At 30.4% G+C, this 18,472-nt stretch carries 18 protein-coding genes; 8 read left to right on the top strand and 10 right to left on the bottom strand.

What is annotated here, in order from left to right; translation table 11 throughout:
• Positions 1-44: 44 nt before the first annotated feature.
• The 3 genes from mazG to def all read right to left on the bottom strand — a co-directional run bounded on the left by mazG (position 45) and on the right by def (position 2,094).
• Positions 45-818 carry a nucleoside triphosphate pyrophosphohydrolase gene (gene mazG, locus CLU83_RS01705; protein WP_100430016.1) on the bottom strand — a complete coding sequence of 258 codons (774 nt, stop codon included), beginning with the start codon at positions 816-818 and terminating at the stop codon, positions 45-47.
• Between the two features lie 130 nt (positions 819-948).
• The gene (locus CLU83_RS01700) at positions 949-1,434 is read right to left on the bottom strand and encodes a DUF5606 domain-containing protein (RefSeq protein ID WP_100430015.1); all 486 of its coding nucleotides are present in this window, start codon (positions 1,432-1,434) and stop codon (positions 949-951) included.
• A 72-nt stretch (positions 1,435-1,506) separates the two neighbouring features.
• A complete protein-coding gene (gene def / locus CLU83_RS01695; RefSeq protein WP_100430014.1) occupies positions 1,507-2,094 on the bottom strand; it encodes a peptide deformylase in 588 nt (195 codons plus the stop codon).
• 200 nt (positions 2,095-2,294) lie between these two features.
• On the opposite strand from def, the gene CLU83_RS01690 reads away from it, so the two are divergent.
• On the top strand, positions 2,295-4,508 hold the full coding sequence (locus tag CLU83_RS01690) for an FUSC family membrane protein (RefSeq protein WP_100430013.1): 2,214 nt from the start codon (positions 2,295-2,297) through the stop codon (positions 4,506-4,508).
• 73 nt (positions 4,509-4,581) lie between these two features.
• Here CLU83_RS01690 and CLU83_RS01685 read toward each other — a convergent pair whose 3' ends face one another.
• Both CLU83_RS01685 and ruvX read right to left on the bottom strand, forming a co-directional pair.
• Positions 4,582-6,078: a malate:quinone oxidoreductase gene (locus CLU83_RS01685; RefSeq protein ID WP_100430012.1), complete on the bottom strand. Its 1,497-nt coding sequence runs from the start codon at positions 6,076-6,078 to the stop codon at positions 4,582-4,584.
• A 110-nt stretch (positions 6,079-6,188) separates the two neighbouring features.
• Positions 6,189-6,599, bottom strand: a complete 411-nt coding sequence (gene ruvX / locus CLU83_RS01680; protein ID WP_100430011.1) for a Holliday junction resolvase RuvX — start codon at positions 6,597-6,599, stop codon at positions 6,189-6,191.
• Between the two features lie 218 nt (positions 6,600-6,817).
• On the opposite strand from ruvX, the gene CLU83_RS01675 reads away from it, so the two are divergent.
• Complete coding sequence (locus CLU83_RS01675) at positions 6,818-7,633, top strand: 2,3,4,5-tetrahydropyridine-2,6-dicarboxylate N-succinyltransferase (protein ID WP_100433574.1); 816 nt, start codon at positions 6,818-6,820, stop codon at positions 7,631-7,633.
• A gap of 116 nt (positions 7,634-7,749) precedes the next feature.
• Here CLU83_RS01675 and CLU83_RS01670 read toward each other — a convergent pair whose 3' ends face one another.
• From CLU83_RS01670 to CLU83_RS01660, 3 genes are all read right to left on the bottom strand, one after another.
• Complete coding sequence (locus tag CLU83_RS01670) at positions 7,750-8,502, bottom strand: glycosyltransferase family 2 protein (RefSeq protein WP_100430010.1); 753 nt, start codon at positions 8,500-8,502, stop codon at positions 7,750-7,752.
• A 340-nt stretch (positions 8,503-8,842) separates the two neighbouring features.
• On the bottom strand, positions 8,843-9,595 hold the full coding sequence (locus tag CLU83_RS01665) for a glycosyltransferase family 2 protein (RefSeq protein WP_100430009.1): 753 nt from the start codon (positions 9,593-9,595) through the stop codon (positions 8,843-8,845).
• A 9-nt stretch (positions 9,596-9,604) separates the two neighbouring features.
• Positions 9,605-10,297 carry a polysaccharide deacetylase family protein gene (locus CLU83_RS01660; protein ID WP_232726930.1) on the bottom strand — a complete coding sequence of 231 codons (693 nt, stop codon included), beginning with the start codon at positions 10,295-10,297 and terminating at the stop codon, positions 9,605-9,607.
• 92 nt (positions 10,298-10,389) lie between these two features.
• Between CLU83_RS01660 and CLU83_RS01655 the strand changes: the two genes are divergently transcribed.
• From CLU83_RS01655 to CLU83_RS01645, 3 genes are all read left to right on the top strand, one after another.
• Positions 10,390-11,457: a glycosyltransferase family 9 protein gene (locus tag CLU83_RS01655; protein ID WP_100430007.1), complete on the top strand. Its 1,068-nt coding sequence runs from the start codon at positions 10,390-10,392 to the stop codon at positions 11,455-11,457.
• Positions 11,458-11,578: 121 nt separating this feature from the next.
• Entirely contained in the window at positions 11,579-12,442 is an 864-nt protein-coding gene (locus tag CLU83_RS01650; protein WP_100430006.1) for a glycosyltransferase family 2 protein, read from the top strand.
• A gap of 109 nt (positions 12,443-12,551) precedes the next feature.
• Complete coding sequence (locus tag CLU83_RS01645; RefSeq protein WP_369828745.1) at positions 12,552-13,223, top strand: glycosyltransferase family 2 protein; 672 nt, start codon at positions 12,552-12,554, stop codon at positions 13,221-13,223.
• Between the two features lie 105 nt (positions 13,224-13,328).
• Here the strand turns inward: CLU83_RS01645 and CLU83_RS01640 are convergent, their stop codons facing one another.
• Positions 13,329-14,090, bottom strand: coding sequence for a Kdo domain containing protein (locus tag CLU83_RS01640; protein WP_100433573.1), 762 nt, complete (start codon positions 14,088-14,090; stop codon positions 13,329-13,331).
• Positions 14,091-14,176: 86 nt separating this feature from the next.
• Between CLU83_RS01640 and CLU83_RS01635 the strand changes: the two genes are divergently transcribed.
• Complete coding sequence (locus tag CLU83_RS01635) at positions 14,177-15,247, top strand: glycosyltransferase family 1 protein (protein WP_100430005.1); 1,071 nt, start codon at positions 14,177-14,179, stop codon at positions 15,245-15,247.
• A 251-nt stretch (positions 15,248-15,498) separates the two neighbouring features.
• Here the strand turns inward: CLU83_RS01635 and CLU83_RS01630 are convergent, their stop codons facing one another.
• Positions 15,499-16,362 (bottom strand): hypothetical protein, encoded by an 864-nt coding sequence (locus tag CLU83_RS01630; protein WP_100430004.1) that lies wholly within the window; start codon positions 16,360-16,362, stop codon positions 15,499-15,501.
• A 50-nt stretch (positions 16,363-16,412) separates the two neighbouring features.
• Between CLU83_RS01630 and CLU83_RS01625 the strand changes: the two genes are divergently transcribed.
• Entirely contained in the window at positions 16,413-17,324 is a 912-nt protein-coding gene (locus CLU83_RS01625) for a glycosyltransferase family 2 protein (RefSeq protein WP_100430003.1), read from the top strand.
• Between the two features lie 247 nt (positions 17,325-17,571).
• Positions 17,572-18,342, top strand: coding sequence for a hypothetical protein (locus tag CLU83_RS01620; RefSeq protein WP_100430002.1), 771 nt, complete (start codon positions 17,572-17,574; stop codon positions 18,340-18,342).
• Positions 18,343-18,472: the final 130 nt, after the last annotated feature.

Here is an 18,472-nt window from a genome sequence, read left to right as displayed (position 1 = left end):
AGATTTCTGATGAATACTTCTTTCTGATTACTGCCATCTGAAAACTAAAGCTTCTTCGCTTCATTCCAGAAAACATCCATCTCGGCAAGAGTCATATCCATCAAGGGTTTTCCTAGCTGATCAGCTTTGCTTTCCAGATATTGAAAACGCTTAATAAATTTTTTATTAGTTCGTTCTAATGCATCTTCGGGATTAATGTTCAAAAATCGGGCGTAATTAATCATTGAGAATAAAACATCTCCAAATTCGGATTCCATTTTATCTTGATCACCAATTGCAACTTCAACTTGCAGTTCCTGCAATTCCTCCTGCACTTTATCCCAAACTTGATGTGGCTCTTCCCAATCAAATCCAACTCCTTTTACTTTATCCAGTATTCTGCTGGCTTTAACAAGTGCCGGCAAACTTCGAGGAACTCCTTCTAAAACAGATTTTTTTCCTTCTTTTAGTTTTAATTTTTCCCAATTCTGTTTTACTTCTTCTTCGTCTTTAACAACAACATCTCCATAAATATGAGGATGTCTGTGAATGAGTTTTTCGCAAATGTCATTACACACGTCTGCCATATCAAAATCATTCGTTTCACTGCCTATTTTGGCATAAAAAACGATATGCAGCAGTAAATCCCCTAATTCCTTTTTTACTTCGTTTAAATCATTGTCTAATATTGCGTCTCCCAATTCGTAGGTTTCTTCAATAGTAAGATGACGTAGCGTTTGTATCGTTTGCTTTTTATCCCAAGGGCATTTTTCGCGCAAATCATCCATGATATTCAATAATCGTTCGAAGGCTTGGAGTTGATTTTGTTTTGGATTCATGGTATTTTGCTTTTTTGTAAAAATATGAAATCCTGTCAGGAAAACATCGTGACAGGATTTTTTTTAGTGAATTAGTAAAAAAGTGATTAGGTAAATAGCTTTTGGCTAATCACTATTCACTAGAACCTAATTACTCTTTAGTTGCTTTTGCTTTTTTGGCAGGTGCTTTTACTTTTTCAGCAACAACTGCTTCTTTCGCTGGAGCTGCTTCTTCTTCAGCAACAGCTGGAACTTCATCTGCTAACATTCCTTTTGCTTGAAGCGTGTTATACCAATTTACTATCTTTTTCACATCAGATGCGTACACTCTTTCTTCATCATATTCAGGCAATACTTCTCTAAAGTAATCCAACAGCACTGCATTATCTTCTTTGTGTGAAATAGTTTGCCCTTTATTTTCTTTTTTGGCAATATTCTGCATAATTTCAGTCAAAGGTTTTTCGCCTTCATACGTATAAATCGAAATTTCAGACAATAGACTTACATTGCTTTTCAAACTTACCGTTACTTTTTTTCCATCCAATAACGATTCAGCAACAAAACCTGTACGTGTCTGTACTTTTAAAACATATAAACCTGGTTTTCCTGAAATGGATAATATTTTCTCTAAACTCATTTTGTTTTTATTACTTATTTTTTATTTTTCTTTAAAGATCTTTAATACTGCTGTCTACTGATTACTTAAAATTTATCTCCCTTTTTTGGCAAAAAACTTCATTCTATAATCTTGGAACGTTTTTCCTTCGGTAATATTTTTTAATTTATTCTGGATTAAACGCTTCTTCAAAGATGATATTTTATCTGTAAATAAAATCCCCTCGATATGATCATATTCGTGCTGAATAACTCTGGCAATCAAACCGTCAAAAACTTCTGTTTTCATTACAAAGTCTTCTTCACAATATTCAATCGTAACTGTCGGTTTTCTGTATACATCTTCACGTACATCCGGAATACTTAAACAGCCTTCATTAAAAGCCCATTCATCGCCTTCTTCTTTTATTATTTTGGCATTGATAAAAGTCTTTTTAAAGCCTTTCAGTTTTTTTTGTTCATTAGCTTCTAAATCATCGTCTTCACCAAATGGAGTTGTATCGATAATAAATAAACGTATTGCCAATCCCACTTGTTCTGCTGCTAAACCTACTCCACTTGCAATATACATGGTCTCATACATGTTTGCAATAATTTCTTTCAAATTTGGATAATCTGGAGTCAGTTCCTCCCCTACTTTTCTTAAAACAGGGTCACCATATCCTATAATTGGTAATATCATTTGATCATTTTTTATTAATATTTTGCATAAATATAGGAAAAAATACACCTAATTTAGGGTGACAAAAGTAGTGAAAAAAAAAATAGAGAACAATTTATCTCTTTATAATAATTAGCTTTTTTTGTAATATTACACTAGGATAGATTAAATAAAAATGCACAAAGAAGTTTATAACGTACCTTTGTATTAAATTAAATTACATGATTAACAAAATAGAAAAATTCACCGACAGCACCTATTTTACAAACGCACTAAAAGCAACAATATCTGCGGTGATTCCTGTATTAATCTGTACTTATTTTGATCATTTTGAAATAGGTTTTACTATTGCTCTCGGAACCTTTTTGACGTATCCATCTGATATTCCAAGCAGTTTAAAACATAAAATAAACGGAATTATTGTTACTGCTTTTTTGGTAGCAGGAGTCAATTTATTAATCAATCTTATCTATCCTTTCCCTTTTATTTTTTATCTTTTTTTTCCCATATTGATATTCATTTTAGCAATGCTGTCCGTATATGGGCAAAGAGCCACATTTACATCATTTTCGGCATTATTATCTGCATCATTATCATTTGCACACATGCATACTGGATTGGAAATGATTCAATATTCCGGCTTAATACTTGCGGGAGGATTATTTTACTTATTTATCTCATTGCTTTTTCATTACATAAGACCATACCGCTATGCCGAATTACAAGTTGCAGAATGCATTAAATTAACATCTAAATACCTAAAATTAAGAGGGGATTTATGGAATAGCATCGCCGACAGAAAAGTGATACTTGAAAAACAATTGCATCTGCAGGTCGAACTCAATGACATCCATCATAATATTCGAAGAGTACTTATTGGAAAACAGATTAATTCTGTTTCTTCCAATCAAAACCGAAAAATGCTTATTGTATTTGTTTCTTTGGTAGAAATATTGGAATTGGCCTTATCTACTTCATTCGATCATAATAAATTACATCAAAAATTCGAAAAACACCCCAAGGTTTTAGCTACTTATCAAAACCTTGCCTATAACCTTGCCTCTACTTTAAAGCAATTATCCAAAAATATTGAGAAAAGAACAAAATATGTTCCGAAACATTTTTTATTTAAAGATCTTCAAACGCTGGAACTTGCCATCGATACATACGAAAATGAATTAGGAAAAACTGATGCTTCAGAAGGTGTTTTGATGCTAAAAACCATGCTTGAATATGCTGAAAAGCAAATAGAGAAAATCAAAATTATAGAGCGTGCTTTTAGATCAGTAGCCAACAATTATGATTTTAAAGGAAAAGACAAAGATTTAGAGAAATTTTTAACTCCTCAATATTACCCTATAAGCACTTTTATTGAAAATATCAGTTTTTCATCAACAATATTCAGGCATTCGTTACGATTGACTGTTGCTATTATTTTAGGAGGATTAGCCGGTAAATTTCTTCCTTTTCAAAATGTATATTGGATTCTGATGACAATCATCATCATCATGAGACCGGGCTATGGACTGACCAAACAACGATCCATACAGCGTGTCATTGGAACTGTTATTGGCGGTATAATTGCATTCAGCATTTTATCCTTAATACCAAACCATTTAATATTAAGTATTCTGGCAATCCTTTCCATGCTGCTTGGTTTTTCGTTTGCACAAACCAATTATACGGTGAGTGCTACTTTTGTAACCATGTATATCGTATTTATATACGGCATATTGACTCCTGATTATCTGGATGTTATCCAATTTAGAATAGTTGACACATTAACGGGAGCTTCATTAGCTTATTTTGCCAATCATTTTTTATGGCCATCTTGGGAATATATCAAAGCACCTGAATATTTAGAAAAATCGATTATTGCGAACAGAAATTATTTAAAAGAAATTTTTACTTATTACACAAAAAAAGGTGAAGTTACTACCTCATACCGATTGGCCAGAAAAAATGCTTTTATTGAAATTGGAAATCTTATGGCTTCGTTCCAAAGAATGTCACAGGAACCAAAATCAAAACAAAAAAATATCGTATTGCTTTACAAATTAACAGAACTCAACCATTCTTTACTTTCATCAACCGCTTCATTAGGGACTTATACTCAATCGCACAAAACTACTCCTTCCTCAAGAGCGCTTACAATTGTGGTCGAAAAAGTCCTTAAAAACTTGGAACAGTCAATTGCACTTTTAAAAAGAGAAATCATTCCTTATTCTAATGAAATCACTAATGAAGAACTCGCTAATCGATTTATCGAATTGAAAAACATTCGCCAAAACGAATTAAAAGAAAGAAATGAAATAGACGAAGAAGCTTTTGCTTTAAAAATGCAGGAAGCTCAATTAGTCATAGAACAATTAATCTGGCTGACCAATTTGTCTGAAGGGATTTTAAAAAACACAAAAAAACTAATGGAGGAGTGAAAAAGTTTTCAATATTCAGTCGCAGTTTTCAGATAGTAACTGAAAACTGCAACTGATAATACAGTGACAAAAACTATTTTTCCAGTTTTAAAATTTCAGCAGTATTATTTCTAATAGTCGCCAATAACTCTGGATTTTCATTTAAAGCCTGACCAAAAGAAGGAATCATAGCTTTCACTTTTTCCTGCCATTCTGTAGAATTAAACTCCTCTGGAAAACATTTACTTACCAGCTCAACCATAATAGAAACCGCGGTTGACGCTCCAGGAGAAGCTCCTAGCAAAACAGCCAAAGTTCCATCGTTTGTATTGATGATTTCTGTACCAAACTCTAATTTTCCGATTAGCTCTTCGTCTTTTTTAATTACCTGAACTCGCTGTCCTGCTCTTTCCAGTTTCCAATCTTTGGTTCTGGCATTAGGAACGTATTCGCGTAAAGCATTGATTCTGTCTATTGGAGACTGACGCACTTGCTCAATTAAATATTTAGTAAGCGGAATATTTTTATATCCTGCAACAATCATCGGAATTACATTATCTGGCTTTATAGACAATGGCAAATCTGAATATGAGCCGTTTTTTAAGAATCGGGTAGAAAATCCTGCAAATGGTCCAAAAAGCAATGCTTTTTCGCCGTCAATCATTCGGGAATCCACATGAGGAACAGACATTGGCGGTGCGCCTACACTAGCTTTTCCATATACTTTAGCTTGATGTTTTGCTATTACTTCGGGATTTGTACATTTTAACCATTGACCGCTAACAGGGAAGCCTCCATATCCTTTCCCTTCGGGCACATTTGCTTTTTCTAATAATGGTAATGAACCTCCGCCAGCACCAATAAATACAAATTTGGTATATACTTTTTTCTTTTGATTTGAAGCTAAATCAATGATTTTTATCCTCCATGATTTATCTTCTCTCTGTTTTAATTTTTTAACTTCATGGCTGTAGTGTATAGTCACATTATCCAGCTTTGTCAAATACCCCAGCATATTTCTGGTCAATGTTCCAAAATTCACATCGGTACCAATTTTCATTGAAGTTGCTGCTACTTTTTCGTCTGGATTTCTGCCTTCCATCACTAAGGGCATCCATTTTTGCAGTTCGGAAACATCAGTGCTAAAAATCATTTCGGCAAAAAGAGGATTTGACTGCAATGCTTTAAATCTATTTTTTAGAAAGTCAACATTTTTATCCCCCCAAACAAAGCTTATGTGAGGAATACTTTTTATAAAATCCTCTGGAGAAATAAGTTTTCCATCTTTAACTAAATAAGCCCAAAATTGTCTGGAAACTTCAAATTGTTCGGCAATACTAATTGCTTTATTTGGATTTATTGTTCCGTCAGCACTTTCGGGAGTATAATTAAGTTCACAAAAAGCCGAATGTCCAGTTCCTGCATTATTCCAAGCATCTGAACTTTCTGCGGCAGCAACATCTAATCTTTCGTAAATATCAATCTTTAAATCAGGTTGTAATTCTTTTAAAATTAAACCTAGAGTAGCACTCATAATTCCTGCACCAATTAAAACTACATCTGAATTGGATCGTATTGTTGTATCGGACATTTTTGTGTTTTTTTAAGAAGTTGCAAAATTAGCTCTAAAAATCACAAAAAAAAATTATTTTTCAGTTACATAACGTTCAAAAAACATAACGGTTTGTTAAATTAATCATACTACTTCCGATTCAAATAATCCTGAAGCATAATCGTTGCCGAAATTTCATCGATAAGTGCTTTATTTTGGCGCTGTCTTTTATTGAGTCCGCTGTCAATCATGGTTTGAAAAGCCATTTTGGAAGTAAAACGCTCATCAACCCGAATGACTTTCATATCTGGAAAATGATTGGTAAAATGCGTTACAAATCCTTTGATTATTGAAGCGCTCTCGGAAGGTTCGCCATTCATCTGTTTGGGTTCGCCAATAAGCACTGCCTCCACTTTTTCTTTCGCAAAATAAGCTGCTAAAAAATCTATTGCAGTTGCAGAAGGAATGGTAGTCAAGCCTGATGCAATAATCTGCAGTTCATCGGTAACAGCTATTCCTGTTCGTTTTTGTCCGTAATCTATGGAGAGTATTCTTGGCATTTATTTTCGATTATTTCACAAATATACGCAAGAAAAAAACAATTGATAACCTTAAAAAATGTTGGCATCTTTGGAAATTTTGTTTTTATCAAAAAGATTAAAAATACCCTAAAAATTAAAAACATTTATTGAACAAAAGAAGCAAATATGTTAGTTTGTATAAACTAGGTTGTTTTCAAAAAAATAACCATTTATCTTTGCCAAAAAATTCTACAAAAATGAACGAATTACAATCAATTATAGAACAAGCTTGGGAAAACAGAGCTTTGTTGCAAGAAACAAAAACTACTGATGCAATCAGAGAAGTTATAGAATTACTTGATTCAGGAAAATTACGCGTTGCCGAACCAAAAGGTGACGGATGGCAAGTAAACGAATGGGTTAAGAAAGCTGTTGTAATGTATTTCCCAATTCAAAAAATGGAAACATTAGAAGCTGGAATCTTCGAGTACAATGACAAAATGCTGCTAAAAAGAGATTATGCAGCAAAAGGAGTTCGTGTAGTTCCAGGAGCATCTGCTCGTTATGGCGCATATATTTCCAGCGGTGTTATCATGATGCCAAGTTATGTAAACATTGGTGCTTATGTTGATGCAGGAACAATGGTTGACACATGGGCAACTGTTGGCAGTTGTGCTCAAATTGGTAAAGACGTACACTTAAGCGGTGGAGTTGGAATTGGTGGTGTTTTAGAACCTCTTCAGGCTGCACCAGTAATTATTGAAGACGGTGTATTTGTTGGATCAAGATGTATTGTAGTTGAAGGCGTTCACGTTGGTAAAGAAGCTGTTCTTGGAGCTAATGTGTGTTTGACTGCTTCTACTAAAATTATTGATGTTACTGGAGAAACTCCTGTGGAGATGAAAGGTTTTGTTCCTGCTCGTTCAGTAGTAATTCCTGGAAGCTATACTAAAAAGTTTGCAGCTGGTGAATTCCAAGTTCCTTGCGCCTTGATTATTGGAACACGTAAACCATCAACTGATTTGAAAACGTCATTAAATAATGCTTTACGCGAGTATGATGTAGCGGTTTAATTCCTATATTAAATTCAAAAAAAATAAAAAATTCCAAACTCCAATTGGAGAACCGATTGGAGTTTGGAATTTTTATTTAAAACTCTTTTATATATAAACCTATAAAAACTGAAGACCTATTTCTTATTTTGATTTTGAATTTTAAGTAATTTGGCATACTTCATATAAGAGAAGAAACCTTGAATCATCGAAATAGTCAATCCGTCCAGTCCATTCAAGAAACCTTTTTTGAAAAAATAACAACGCACAAATGCAACCGTTCCATTTAGAATTGGCTTATACCCTGATATCCTTACGCCTTGATCAAAAAGTTGTTGCGCATGCCAACTTGAATATTGATTTTTTTTGGAAATAATTTGTTCCAACGAGTCCCAGCCATAATGAAGTATATGAACGGCAATTTTCTTTTCATTGGTGGCAATTATAGTTTGATGTACTTTTGAACCAGATGGGTTTGCTGACTTTTTATTAAAAAAACGTACTTTATGATCTGGATACCAACCTGCAAAATCAATTAATTTATCACCCAAAAAATTTTTTACTCTAAAACTAAAAGCATCATAATCTCCTTTTAAAAATTTCTCTTTTACAATAAAATCCTCTGCATCAGCATCCAAAAACTCATCCGCATCCAAATTAAGAATCCAGTCGTTTTTACAAAAAGGCAAACCATGAGTACGTTGGGGACCATCGCCTAAAAAAGGTTGTTCAATTACAATTGCTCCTTTCGCTTTAGCTATCTCAACTGTTCTATCTTTACTCAAAGAATCTACTATAATTACTTCATCACAAACTCTAAAAAGCGCATCAATACACTTCCCTATCATTTTTTCCTCATTAAAAGTAATAATTAAACCGCTTATTGCCATTATACTGTTTATTTTCTATTGTTAATATATATTTTAAAACTGAAAAACTATCTTTCTATTTCACACAATCAAAATTACTGCTAATTAATACTCCTGAGCAGTAACAACTCATCTTCGACTTGACATCTCTAGCTAAGTACTAAAATAAAAATCATACTATTTAGACTCCAGTTCTCTTTTTTAGTTTAATGCTGCATGTTTGATTTAGTAAAATTTTAACAACCTAGTTGAAATAACATGACATTACTATCGTCACCAAAATAAAAAAATCCAAATCTTAAACAATTGAGATTTGGATTTTATATTTAAAATTCCTTATTAAAATCGTGACCAATAAAACTTATTTCTTATTTTGTTTCTGAATTTTAATTAGTTTGGAATATTTCATATATGTGAAAAAACTTTGAATAGATGCTATTGTAATTCCATCAATCCCATTCAAAATCCCTTTTTTAAAAAAATAGCATCTTATAAAACTAACCAAACCATTAATAAATGGTTTAAAACTACTTACTCTTTTCCCTTGGTTAAAAAGTTGTTGAGAATGCCAAGTAGTATATAAATTTTTTTTAAGAATTAATTGATCCAAATTCTCCCAAGCGTAATGATTGATATGAACATTTACATTCGTTTTCTTGAGTCCTGTCACTTTTTGATGAACCCTATCTTTTGAAGGTGAAGCGGTTTTTTTATTAAAAAAACGAACTGTTCTGTCAGGATACCAGCCCGAAAAATCAATTAATTTATCACCCATATAATTATATAAGCTAAAAGCATATGCATCAAAATCTTGATTTTTGTATTTACCAGACAAAATAAATTCTTCAGCATCAGGAGCTAAAATCTCATCGGCATCAAGATTTAAAATCCAATCATTTTTACAATAAGGAAGTCCAAAAATCCGCTGGGGACCATCTCCCAAAAAAGGCTGCGAAATAACTTTAACACCTTTTTCTTCGGCAATTTTTATTGTATTATCAGAACTTAGTGAATCGATAACGATTACTTCATCGCACACTCTAAAAAGAGCATCTATGCATTTTTCTATATGCTTTTCTTCGTTATAGGTTATTACTAATCCACTAATTTTCATAAATATATTTTAAAATAATTTAAGCTTTCCTATTTTCAATTTTAATCTAAACCTAAATAAATTGTCTTCTCCTTTTATGTCTATTCGTTTTACTAAATAATCATTTTTAAACGGAAAATTATTCACTCTATTCCCTATTCGCAAACCATATTTTATATCATTTTCTTGCATTATTTTTTCAAAAACAGCAAACTCATTATTCGATTTTGGATAATTTCCAAAGGGATACGCTAAAATTGGCTCTATATCTAATTGATTCTCTTTAATAAAAGCATTGCACTTTACAAAATCAACTTCCAGTTCCTCTTTAGACAATGACCCATATCTTCTATGCTCAAACGAATGATATCCTAATTCTATAAGATTACTATCTAATTTCTTTAATTGTTCTACACTCATTATCTTTTCTTTTCCTTCAATCCAATAGTCAAAATTTCCAACAAAAGAAAAAGGTATGAAAAATGAAGCCTTTAATTGGTATTTTTCAAGTAAAGGCACTGCATATAGGAGCTGACATTCGGTAACATCATCAAAAGTAAGAATGACACTTTTTTTGGGCACTCCTTTTAAATTTTCTAAATCCTTAAAATGAAATGTTGTATAATTATTCTCGTGCAAGAATTTAAAATGTGATTCTAACTTAGATATGGAAATACTTAAATCTAAAGACTTTGCTTCATCTTCAACAACATTATGGTACATTAAAATGGGCAACTTAGACATTTAGGTATTTTTTTTGTAGTTTTGTTGAATCCTCAAAAGTAATTTTTTTTCAGTAATTAACCCTATCTATAATGAAGTTTTTAGTAATTCAACAAAAAAGAGTTGGAGACGTATTGATTAGTACAATTATCTGCAACAACTTAAAAAAAAAACACCCTAATGCTACAATAGATTTCATGTGTTATACGAATAGTGTTGATGTACTAATTGGAAACCCAAACATTGATAATATAATTGTTTTACCTCATAAAATTAGAAAATCCTATTTTTCATTATTTAAATTTATTTTTGAAATTAGAGCAAAAAAATACGATGTTGTAATTGATGTTTACAACAAATTAGAAACAAATCTAATTACCTTATTTAGTGGAGCCAATACAAAAATAGCGTATCATAAATGGTACTCCAGTATATTTTATACCCATAATTTAAAACGTTTTGACAATACAAAAGACACCAATTATGGTCTTGCAATTGAGAATCGACTTTTATTATTGGAACCACTAAACCTAGATAAAAGCACGCTAGATCCGTTTCCAAAATTATTTGTAAACTCCAAAGAAAATGAGGATACAATCATTCTTTTTGAACAACATAAAATAGACAAAAACGAAAAAGTCATTATGATTAGCTTATTGGGAAGTGAGCAAAACAAAACATATCCCCTAGAATATATGGCGAAAGTAGTTGAATACGTTGCGGCTCATGAAAATGTAACGATACTTTTCAATTATTTTGAAAATCAAATTGAAGATGCCAAGAAAATATACAATTCCTGCTCAAAAAACACTCAAGAAAAAATACATTTTGATTTATTAGGCAGCGATTTAAGATCATTCATTGCCATAATGAATCGATGTGATGTAATTATAGGAAATGATGGAGGAGCAATTAACATGGCAAAAGCATTAAATAAACCTTCCTTTACAATTTTCTCTCCTTTTGTAGAAAAGAAAATTTGGGCTACTTTTGAGGACGGATTAAGAAACATATCTGTCCATATTAACGATTTTAAACCTGAATTAATTGCGAATCTACACCATGATGAAATAAAGAAAAACTACTCTTCTTTATACCGAGAATTTACTCCAGAATTATTTAAAGACAAGATTAAGTTCTTTATGACAAAAAACATTTAAAACAAATGAAATTAAATTGAATTTTATTTTTAAAACAATTTAAATCAAATAGTTACGTTTTTTTTTATTTTTTTGTATTACTTCTTAATCTCAAATCTAACAAAATAATTTTATCTTTTTAATGGATGTTTCAATAATCATAGTTAATTACCGTAGTTGGAAATCATTGAGAGTTTGTTTGGATTCTATTTCTAAAATAGTTGCCCAAAAATTGACATTTGAAGTTATAATAGTTGATAATTTTTCGGATGATGGAGAATTTGAAATTTTCAAAAATAAATATCAAAACTTTATTTTTATCAAAAATGAGGCCAATACTGGTTTTTCTAATGGTTGTAACTTAGGCGCAAAAAACGCTAAAGGGAATTACATGCTCTTTCTGAATGCTGACACAACCATTTCTCTTGAGACCGTAAATACCTTACACGAAACTTACAAAACACACACAGAAATAGGGATTTTATCGTGTTTGCAAATCGACAAAAAAAATCGATTTTTCAATCAAAAAAAACTTTTCCCTTCGTTTATTAGGCTTTTTGGAATTGCTCGTTTTTTTTACAGAAAATTATTTTCGGAAAAATTAAATAAAAAATTCAACACCAAAGACGACTTATTTTACCCTGATTGGGTTACTGGTACTTCTATCTTTATAAGCAGAGATTGGTTTGAAAAAGTAAATGGGTGGAATGAAGATTATTGGCTATACTTTGAAGATGTTGACATTTGCAAAAGAATATCACAAAAGAAAGGTAAAATTGCAGTAACCCGAAATGCAACAATTTTTCATGAACATGGGGGAGCATCAAGAATTAATTTCAAAACTGAATGTATTACCAAAACTGAAGTTATAATCTCCAATCACGTATATATAAGTAATCATTTTAATGGTTTTAATAGAAATATTTCACATTCTTTTCTAATAATTGGTATCCTTACTGAAAAAATCATTTTGTCGTTTTTAAGCTTATTTTTGTTTTTAATTTAAAACTAAAAACAAATAGATACATCCTTAAAAATCTTTGTTTCTATTATTTTAGCGCCATAAAAAAACAAACTTGGTTAAGTCCAAGATCCATAAACTATCCAAAAGTAAAATGACAGCAAATAGTCCCGTTAAAAAATTATCTGTATTAATCATTACTTTAAACGAGGAAGAGCACATCAATGCCCTTTTACCGGATCTTGATTTTGCTGATGAAATAGTAATTGTAGATTCTTTAAGTACTGATAGAACTGAGGATATTTCAAAATCATTCTCTAAAGTAAAGTTCCTTCAAAACAAATTTGAAAACTTCTCGACACAACGAAATTTTGCTATTGAACAGGCAAAAAATGATTGGGTATTATTTCTTGATGCAGATGAACGATTAACTCCTGAATTAAAGCAAGAAATCATCGATACATTGCAAAATACCCCACACTATTCTGCCTATTTTTTTGAAAGGACCTTTATGTTCGAGAATTCGATTTTAAAATATAGCGGTAATCAAACCGATAAAATATTCCGCCTTTTCGATAAAAAATTTGCTAGATATGACAAAAGAAGGCTCGTTCATGAAAAGCTAATAGTAAATGGTGAAATCGGTTTTTTAAAAAACAAGCTCATTCATTATTCGTTCTCTAGTTATAATGAATATAAAGAAAAAATTATTTTTTATGCCAAATTTAAAGCCGAAGAAAAGTTTATTAAAAAAACAAAAACCACCTTTTTACATCAACTTTTTCATCCTTCCTATAACTTTTTTATAATTACATCATCCGATTAGGTTTTCTTGACGGCAAAAAAGGTATCATTATTTGCTATCTCAATGCCTATTGCATTACTGTGAGATACCGAGAATTAAAAAAACTTTGGAGGCAAAACCAAAATCTTACTTCCAAAACTTAAGTTTCTTTTTCAACCTTTTCTTTCTCCAATATTTCTCTTGAAAATCTGAAGTGTATTTCCAAAGCGTTTCGAATATCAGTCCCTCCGATTCTCCAGATAATTTGGCATATTCATTACTCATTACCACTACCATTTCCTTTACGGGTGTCAATCGGCAAAGGTTCTTCATTCGCAATTCAAAAGGCATTGCTTTGTGGAATTCCATTCTATTCAAATCAACCAAAAAGAAATCATATTGCACTTGGTTCCTTTTTTTAATTAATGTGTTCCCTGGAGAATGATCCTTGAATTCAATTCCTTTTTGATGCAGGAGGTATGAAAATTGGGTAAATTGTCTTAAGATATTCTCATGATCTCGATAATCTGGTATTTCAACCAGCTCTCTATAAGTCAAATCACATTGAAGATGCTCACTGGCATAATAACTATCTTTCAAACCAATCCAATTGTAATTTTCGAGATAAGCAATAGGTTCTGGCGTTCCGATCCCTTTTTCCAATAAAAGGGTTGCATACTCAAACGATCGTCTGGCTTTCGATTTTCTAAAATACTTATAGACTATCTTATTAATCAAATTGGGAATCTTGAAGGATTTGATATTTATTGTTTTATCATTTAATTCAAATAATTTGATGACATTTCTTTTGCCATCACCAAAGAGTGTGCCGGTTGATTTGAAATTCACAATAAAGTTTGACAAATTCGATTGAAAGTTCTCAAATTGGGAATTAATATGTAGGTTCATCAATAGAATATTTTTTAACAAAAGTACGTATTGCTTTTTGTCTTTCCAATTTAAGCTATACATTTACTCAAATTTGTAGCAATTATATGAAAAAAACAATATTCCTCGAAACCCATAATATTCAAAATAGAGCTTCTGGATTAGGAACATTTAATTATGAATTGATTAAAGGCTTGCACCAACACTCGTTTGACAATTTAGAGCTTCATCTTAATTCAAACAAACCAAGTCTTTTAAAATCTGAATTTGGCGAAAAATTCGAGTATCACAAATATTTTGGGTTTCATAGATATAAAAACCTCAGGCCTTTTAATAAATTTGACTTATGGCATTCTGTCAATCAAAATTCAAAAATAGAACCACGATTTGACACTAAATATCTTTTAACTATTCATGATGTCAATTTTTTTGAAGAAATCTCTTCCAACATGAATCATATCCGAAATCAAAATTTTATTGAAAAACTTAAAAGAGCTACAGCAATAACTTACATTTCAGAATTTGCAAAAAAACAAACTCATAATTATTTCCAAGTGCCAAATGTACCTGAGCACATTATTTATAACGGAAATCCAATTTCTAATTTATTAAATACTTCATCTTACATCTCCAATACCCCAATCAACAAGCCTTTTTTCTATACTATTGGAGACTTCATTGAAAGAAAAAATTACACTTCAATTATTGAAATGATGAAATTAATTAAAGATTATAATTTAATTATGTCAGGTAATAATGATAAAGAATACGGACAGGTCATAAAAAAATTAATCAGAGACAATGGCTTAGAAAATCAAGTATTTTTAACTGGAAAGGTAAGCAATGAAGGTAAACAATTTTATATAAAAAACTGTGAAGCATTTCTTTTCCCATCAATTAGAGAAGGATTTGGGTTACCCCCAATTGAAGCGATGCGTTTTGGGAAACCCGTTTTTTTATCAGATAAAACATCATTGCCAGAAATTGGTGGAGAAGTTGCAAATTATTGGAAAAATTTTGATCCTGATTATATGAAAGAAATTGTTTTTGAAGGTTTAAATAATCATGAAAACAACAAGCTAATTTATGAGCAAAAATTAATTGAAAGAGCCTTGTTTTTTGATTGGAAAAAAGCGGCCGGAGAATATTTAGATGTATATAATAAGTGTATTTATTAAAAAATAGGTTCTTCGCCTAAAATATTCACAGTCCTTAAAAAAAATAAAGTTTGAGTTCATTGACCCAATATTGGTATTTCAACAACTCTAATTATGCATATAATAATGAGATAATGAAAGATAGATTTTAAAAGATTCATATTTGATTTCTATCATTGCATATTTCAAATCAGTACAAAAAAATGCCTTACAAAAAATACAATGTCAGAATACCAAAAGTCAGTAGCCTAAAACATATTAATCAATGATAATCATTTAAAAAAAGAATTAATCCATTGTCCAAAATTCTTAAAAAAAAGATAAGACCTTGAAATATTAAGGTCTTTATTACTCTCAACCATTTGCAACAATTCTTTATCTTCTTTAAATTTTAAAAAACCTAGTTTTTTCCATCTTTCAGGTTCTATATAATAAAAATTCTCATATTCCTTATAATTATCTTCATTAACTGAAATCCATTTTTCTAAAAAGGTGCTATTTACCTCTACATTATGCCCCCAATTTTCGATTTTAAATCGTAATTCATCTTCTGTTCTACAAAGGGTTTCGTGAAGTAATATTGTATTAGTATAAATAACTCGTTGTTTCGTTTGTCTCGCGCATTTATAATTAGGATAATTAGTAGCTAACATAAATTTATGAGGAGCATTCACATATAAAATACCATTTTCAGTATATTTATACAAATGAACTAGAAAACCAGCTATTTGAATTGGAGTTTTTTCAGGATTTTTAAGATAATTATCTCTCTTCCTCAATTCCTTGATGAATTTTTCAAAATCAATGAAAATCTCATCCGCATCAACTTGGATTAACCAATTACCAATACCCATTTTAAGTGATAGAAGATGGCGTTCACGAGTATCATTTTCAATTGCGGATAATTCGGAAATATAGAAATCGTCTCTATATAATCTAATTTTATTATCCACATCAATTTCTTTAATCCATTCAAAAAAAGTTTCATCAACTTCAAAATTTTGTCCAGACCATGTACGATATTCTTTGTCTATTGCAATAAAAATTTCATCTGCTCCCTTATAAACCGGAGGAATAGACTTTTTAAGTTTCAGATAATCATAAGACAATAAAAAACCTACTTGTATCTTTTTCATTTTTAAGTTTAATTTATAATACCTCTTTAAAAAAATGTAATTTTACAGCTATGAAAAAAAAACATATTTCGATAATTATAATAAATTACAATACTTCTTCTCTAACTCTTAATTGCATTTCATCAATTAATGCTTTTGAAGAGAGTAAAAGTACAGAAATTATTGTTGTTGACAATGCTTCAAAAGAAGAAGAAGTAGAACATCTCATTAATAATTTAAAAAACATTGACAATGTAACTTTCATTCAAAGTAAAATTAATCTAGGTTTTGCCGCAGGTAATATGTTGGGGTTCCAATATGCTAAAGGTGACTATTATGCTTTCATAAATAGTGATGTTTTGTTTGTTGAAGCTGTATTTGAATCCCTAATTTCTTTTATGGAAGAAAATCAAAATGCGGGAGTCTGTGGACTTCAAATAATAAACGAACAAGGAAAAGAAACTACTTCATTTAGGCCTTTCGAAGGAATTCGTTATAAATTATTTGGAAAAAAATTCCTTGCTTTTACCCAGCCAAAAAAACCTTCAATGTTGAAAAAATACAATGCTCCCATTGTTGTTGATTTCATTATAGGGAGTTTTATGTTTTTTAGAGCAGAAGCATTTCATTCAATAGGAGGCTTTGATCCCAATACTTTTTTGTATTACGAAGAAACTGATGTTTGTTATAGATTACTAAAAAAAGGATACAAAACCTATTTCTTACCTAATTTAAAGTACATTCATTTAGAAGGGAAAAGTTCTTCTTTTAACATAAACCTAAAAATTGAGCATCTTATTTCATATTTATATGTTACAAGAAAAAATTTTGGCTTTTTAAAATATATAGTTATCAAATATTTTTTAATTCTTTCGTATATGCTGAAAGCTCCTTTTAAAAAGAAAAATAGATCTATATTCTTAAAACTTTTAAAAATGCAGGAAAGTCTAGCACTTTCTATGCGCCATAAACAAAAAATATGAAACCATTTCAAAACAAAAAATTATTTTAGCAATAACTCCAGATGTTAAAATATATTCTTGCATTGAAGACAATTTAAAACACCTTGGCTTTTTTACTCAAATTATAACTTTAACTGAAAAATTCAAATATAAAAATATAAAAGACCTCATTATAAACTTATTTAGAAAAAATATAATCAAAGACAAACAATATAAGAAAGAACTTCATAGGAAATTTAATTTTGATACTCTTTCAAAAAAAACATCAGTGCTAACTAATGCTGATTACAGTCTTACTATTCGACCAGATATTTTTGACCGAATACTAATCAAAGAAATAATCAAATTAACTCCTAATAATTATGCCTATCAATGGGACGGACTTTCGAGATTTAGAGAGGCAATTCCATTAATCCCACTTTTTGACAAATTTTATGTCTTTGACAAAAATGATTTATATCAAAAGGACAAAACTTATCCAGCTACAAATTTCTATTTTGATTGTTATGAATCATTATTTCAAAACAAATCTCCAGAATATGATATCTATTACATTGGTTCATACGATAACCGAATGAAGAAATTAATCTCTATTTGTGAAAAACTTTTTGCAAAAGGGTATAAATTAAATATAATTTTAGGCTGTTCCCCTAAAAAAGAACTAAAAAAATATCCTTATATAACCTTTGCAAAAAAAAGGCTTAGTTATTATGAAAACCTAGAAATGGTTGCTAATTGTAAATGCATTATTGACCTTAGTCAAAATACGGTACATTCTGGATTGTCACTTAGACCCTTTGAAGCTCTTGGCTACAATAAAAAGCTAATTACAACAAATTCAACTGTTAAAAACTACGATTTTTATAACGATAAAAACATCCTTATTTTAAATGAAAATTGCGATTATAATTATATTGATACTTTTCTTAGGTCTAATTATAACAATATAAATCCTGCTATAAAAAACAAATATAGCTTTACAAATTGGCTGAAATACATTCTAGAAATTGAAGGAAATACCCCAATTAGTATCCCTTAACCTTTAAAAAAATTAAAAGTATAATCACATTCATCTTAATTAGTAATATTAGACTGATGATTTTACCTACTTAATGAGTTAAAAATAAAACATTAGATTTAATGCAACAATTAATCACACAAAACTTACA

The organism is Flavobacterium sp. 1 (assembly GCF_002797935.1).
Classification (GTDB): domain Bacteria; phylum Bacteroidota; class Bacteroidia; order Flavobacteriales; family Flavobacteriaceae; genus Flavobacterium.
Note: the sequence above shows the minus strand (reverse complement) of the source record. Positions and strands in the feature narration are given on the sequence as shown.

What these genes read in the sequence shown, in the direction of transcription:
- mazG (WP_100430016.1), bottom strand. Translation starts at nt 818, where the DNA reads ATGAATCCAAAACAAAATCAACTCCAAGCCTTCGAACGATTATTGAAT.
- CLU83_RS01700 (WP_100430015.1), bottom strand. Translation starts at nt 1,434, where the DNA reads ATGAGTTTAGAGAAAATATTATCCATTTCAGGAAAACCAGGTTTATAT.
- def (WP_100430014.1), bottom strand. Translation starts at nt 2,094, where the DNA reads ATGATATTACCAATTATAGGATATGGTGACCCTGTTTTAAGAAAAGTA.
- CLU83_RS01690 (WP_100430013.1), top strand. Translation starts at nt 2,295, where the DNA reads ATGATTAACAAAATAGAAAAATTCACCGACAGCACCTATTTTACAAAC.
- CLU83_RS01685 (WP_100430012.1), bottom strand. Translation starts at nt 6,078, where the DNA reads ATGTCCGATACAACAATACGATCCAATTCAGATGTAGTTTTAATTGGT.
- ruvX (WP_100430011.1), bottom strand. Translation starts at nt 6,599, where the DNA reads ATGCCAAGAATACTCTCCATAGATTACGGACAAAAACGAACAGGAATA.
- CLU83_RS01675 (WP_100433574.1), top strand. Translation starts at nt 6,818, where the DNA reads ATGAACGAATTACAATCAATTATAGAACAAGCTTGGGAAAACAGAGCT.
- CLU83_RS01670 (WP_100430010.1), bottom strand. Translation starts at nt 8,502, where the DNA reads ATGGCAATAAGCGGTTTAATTATTACTTTTAATGAGGAAAAAATGATA.
- CLU83_RS01665 (WP_100430009.1), bottom strand. Translation starts at nt 9,595, where the DNA reads ATGAAAATTAGTGGATTAGTAATAACCTATAACGAAGAAAAGCATATA.
- CLU83_RS01660 (WP_232726930.1), bottom strand. Translation starts at nt 10,297, where the DNA reads ATGTACCATAATGTTGTTGAAGATGAAGCAAAGTCTTTAGATTTAAGT.
- CLU83_RS01655 (WP_100430007.1), top strand. Translation starts at nt 10,390, where the DNA reads ATGAAGTTTTTAGTAATTCAACAAAAAAGAGTTGGAGACGTATTGATT.
- CLU83_RS01650 (WP_100430006.1), top strand. Translation starts at nt 11,579, where the DNA reads ATGGATGTTTCAATAATCATAGTTAATTACCGTAGTTGGAAATCATTG.
- CLU83_RS01645 (WP_369828745.1), top strand. Translation starts at nt 12,552, where the DNA reads ATGACAGCAAATAGTCCCGTTAAAAAATTATCTGTATTAATCATTACT.
- CLU83_RS01640 (WP_100433573.1), bottom strand. Translation starts at nt 14,090, where the DNA reads ATGAACCTACATATTAATTCCCAATTTGAGAACTTTCAATCGAATTTG.
- CLU83_RS01635 (WP_100430005.1), top strand. Translation starts at nt 14,177, where the DNA reads ATGAAAAAAACAATATTCCTCGAAACCCATAATATTCAAAATAGAGCT.
- CLU83_RS01630 (WP_100430004.1), bottom strand. Translation starts at nt 16,362, where the DNA reads ATGAAAAAGATACAAGTAGGTTTTTTATTGTCTTATGATTATCTGAAA.
- CLU83_RS01625 (WP_100430003.1), top strand. Translation starts at nt 16,413, where the DNA reads ATGAAAAAAAAACATATTTCGATAATTATAATAAATTACAATACTTCT.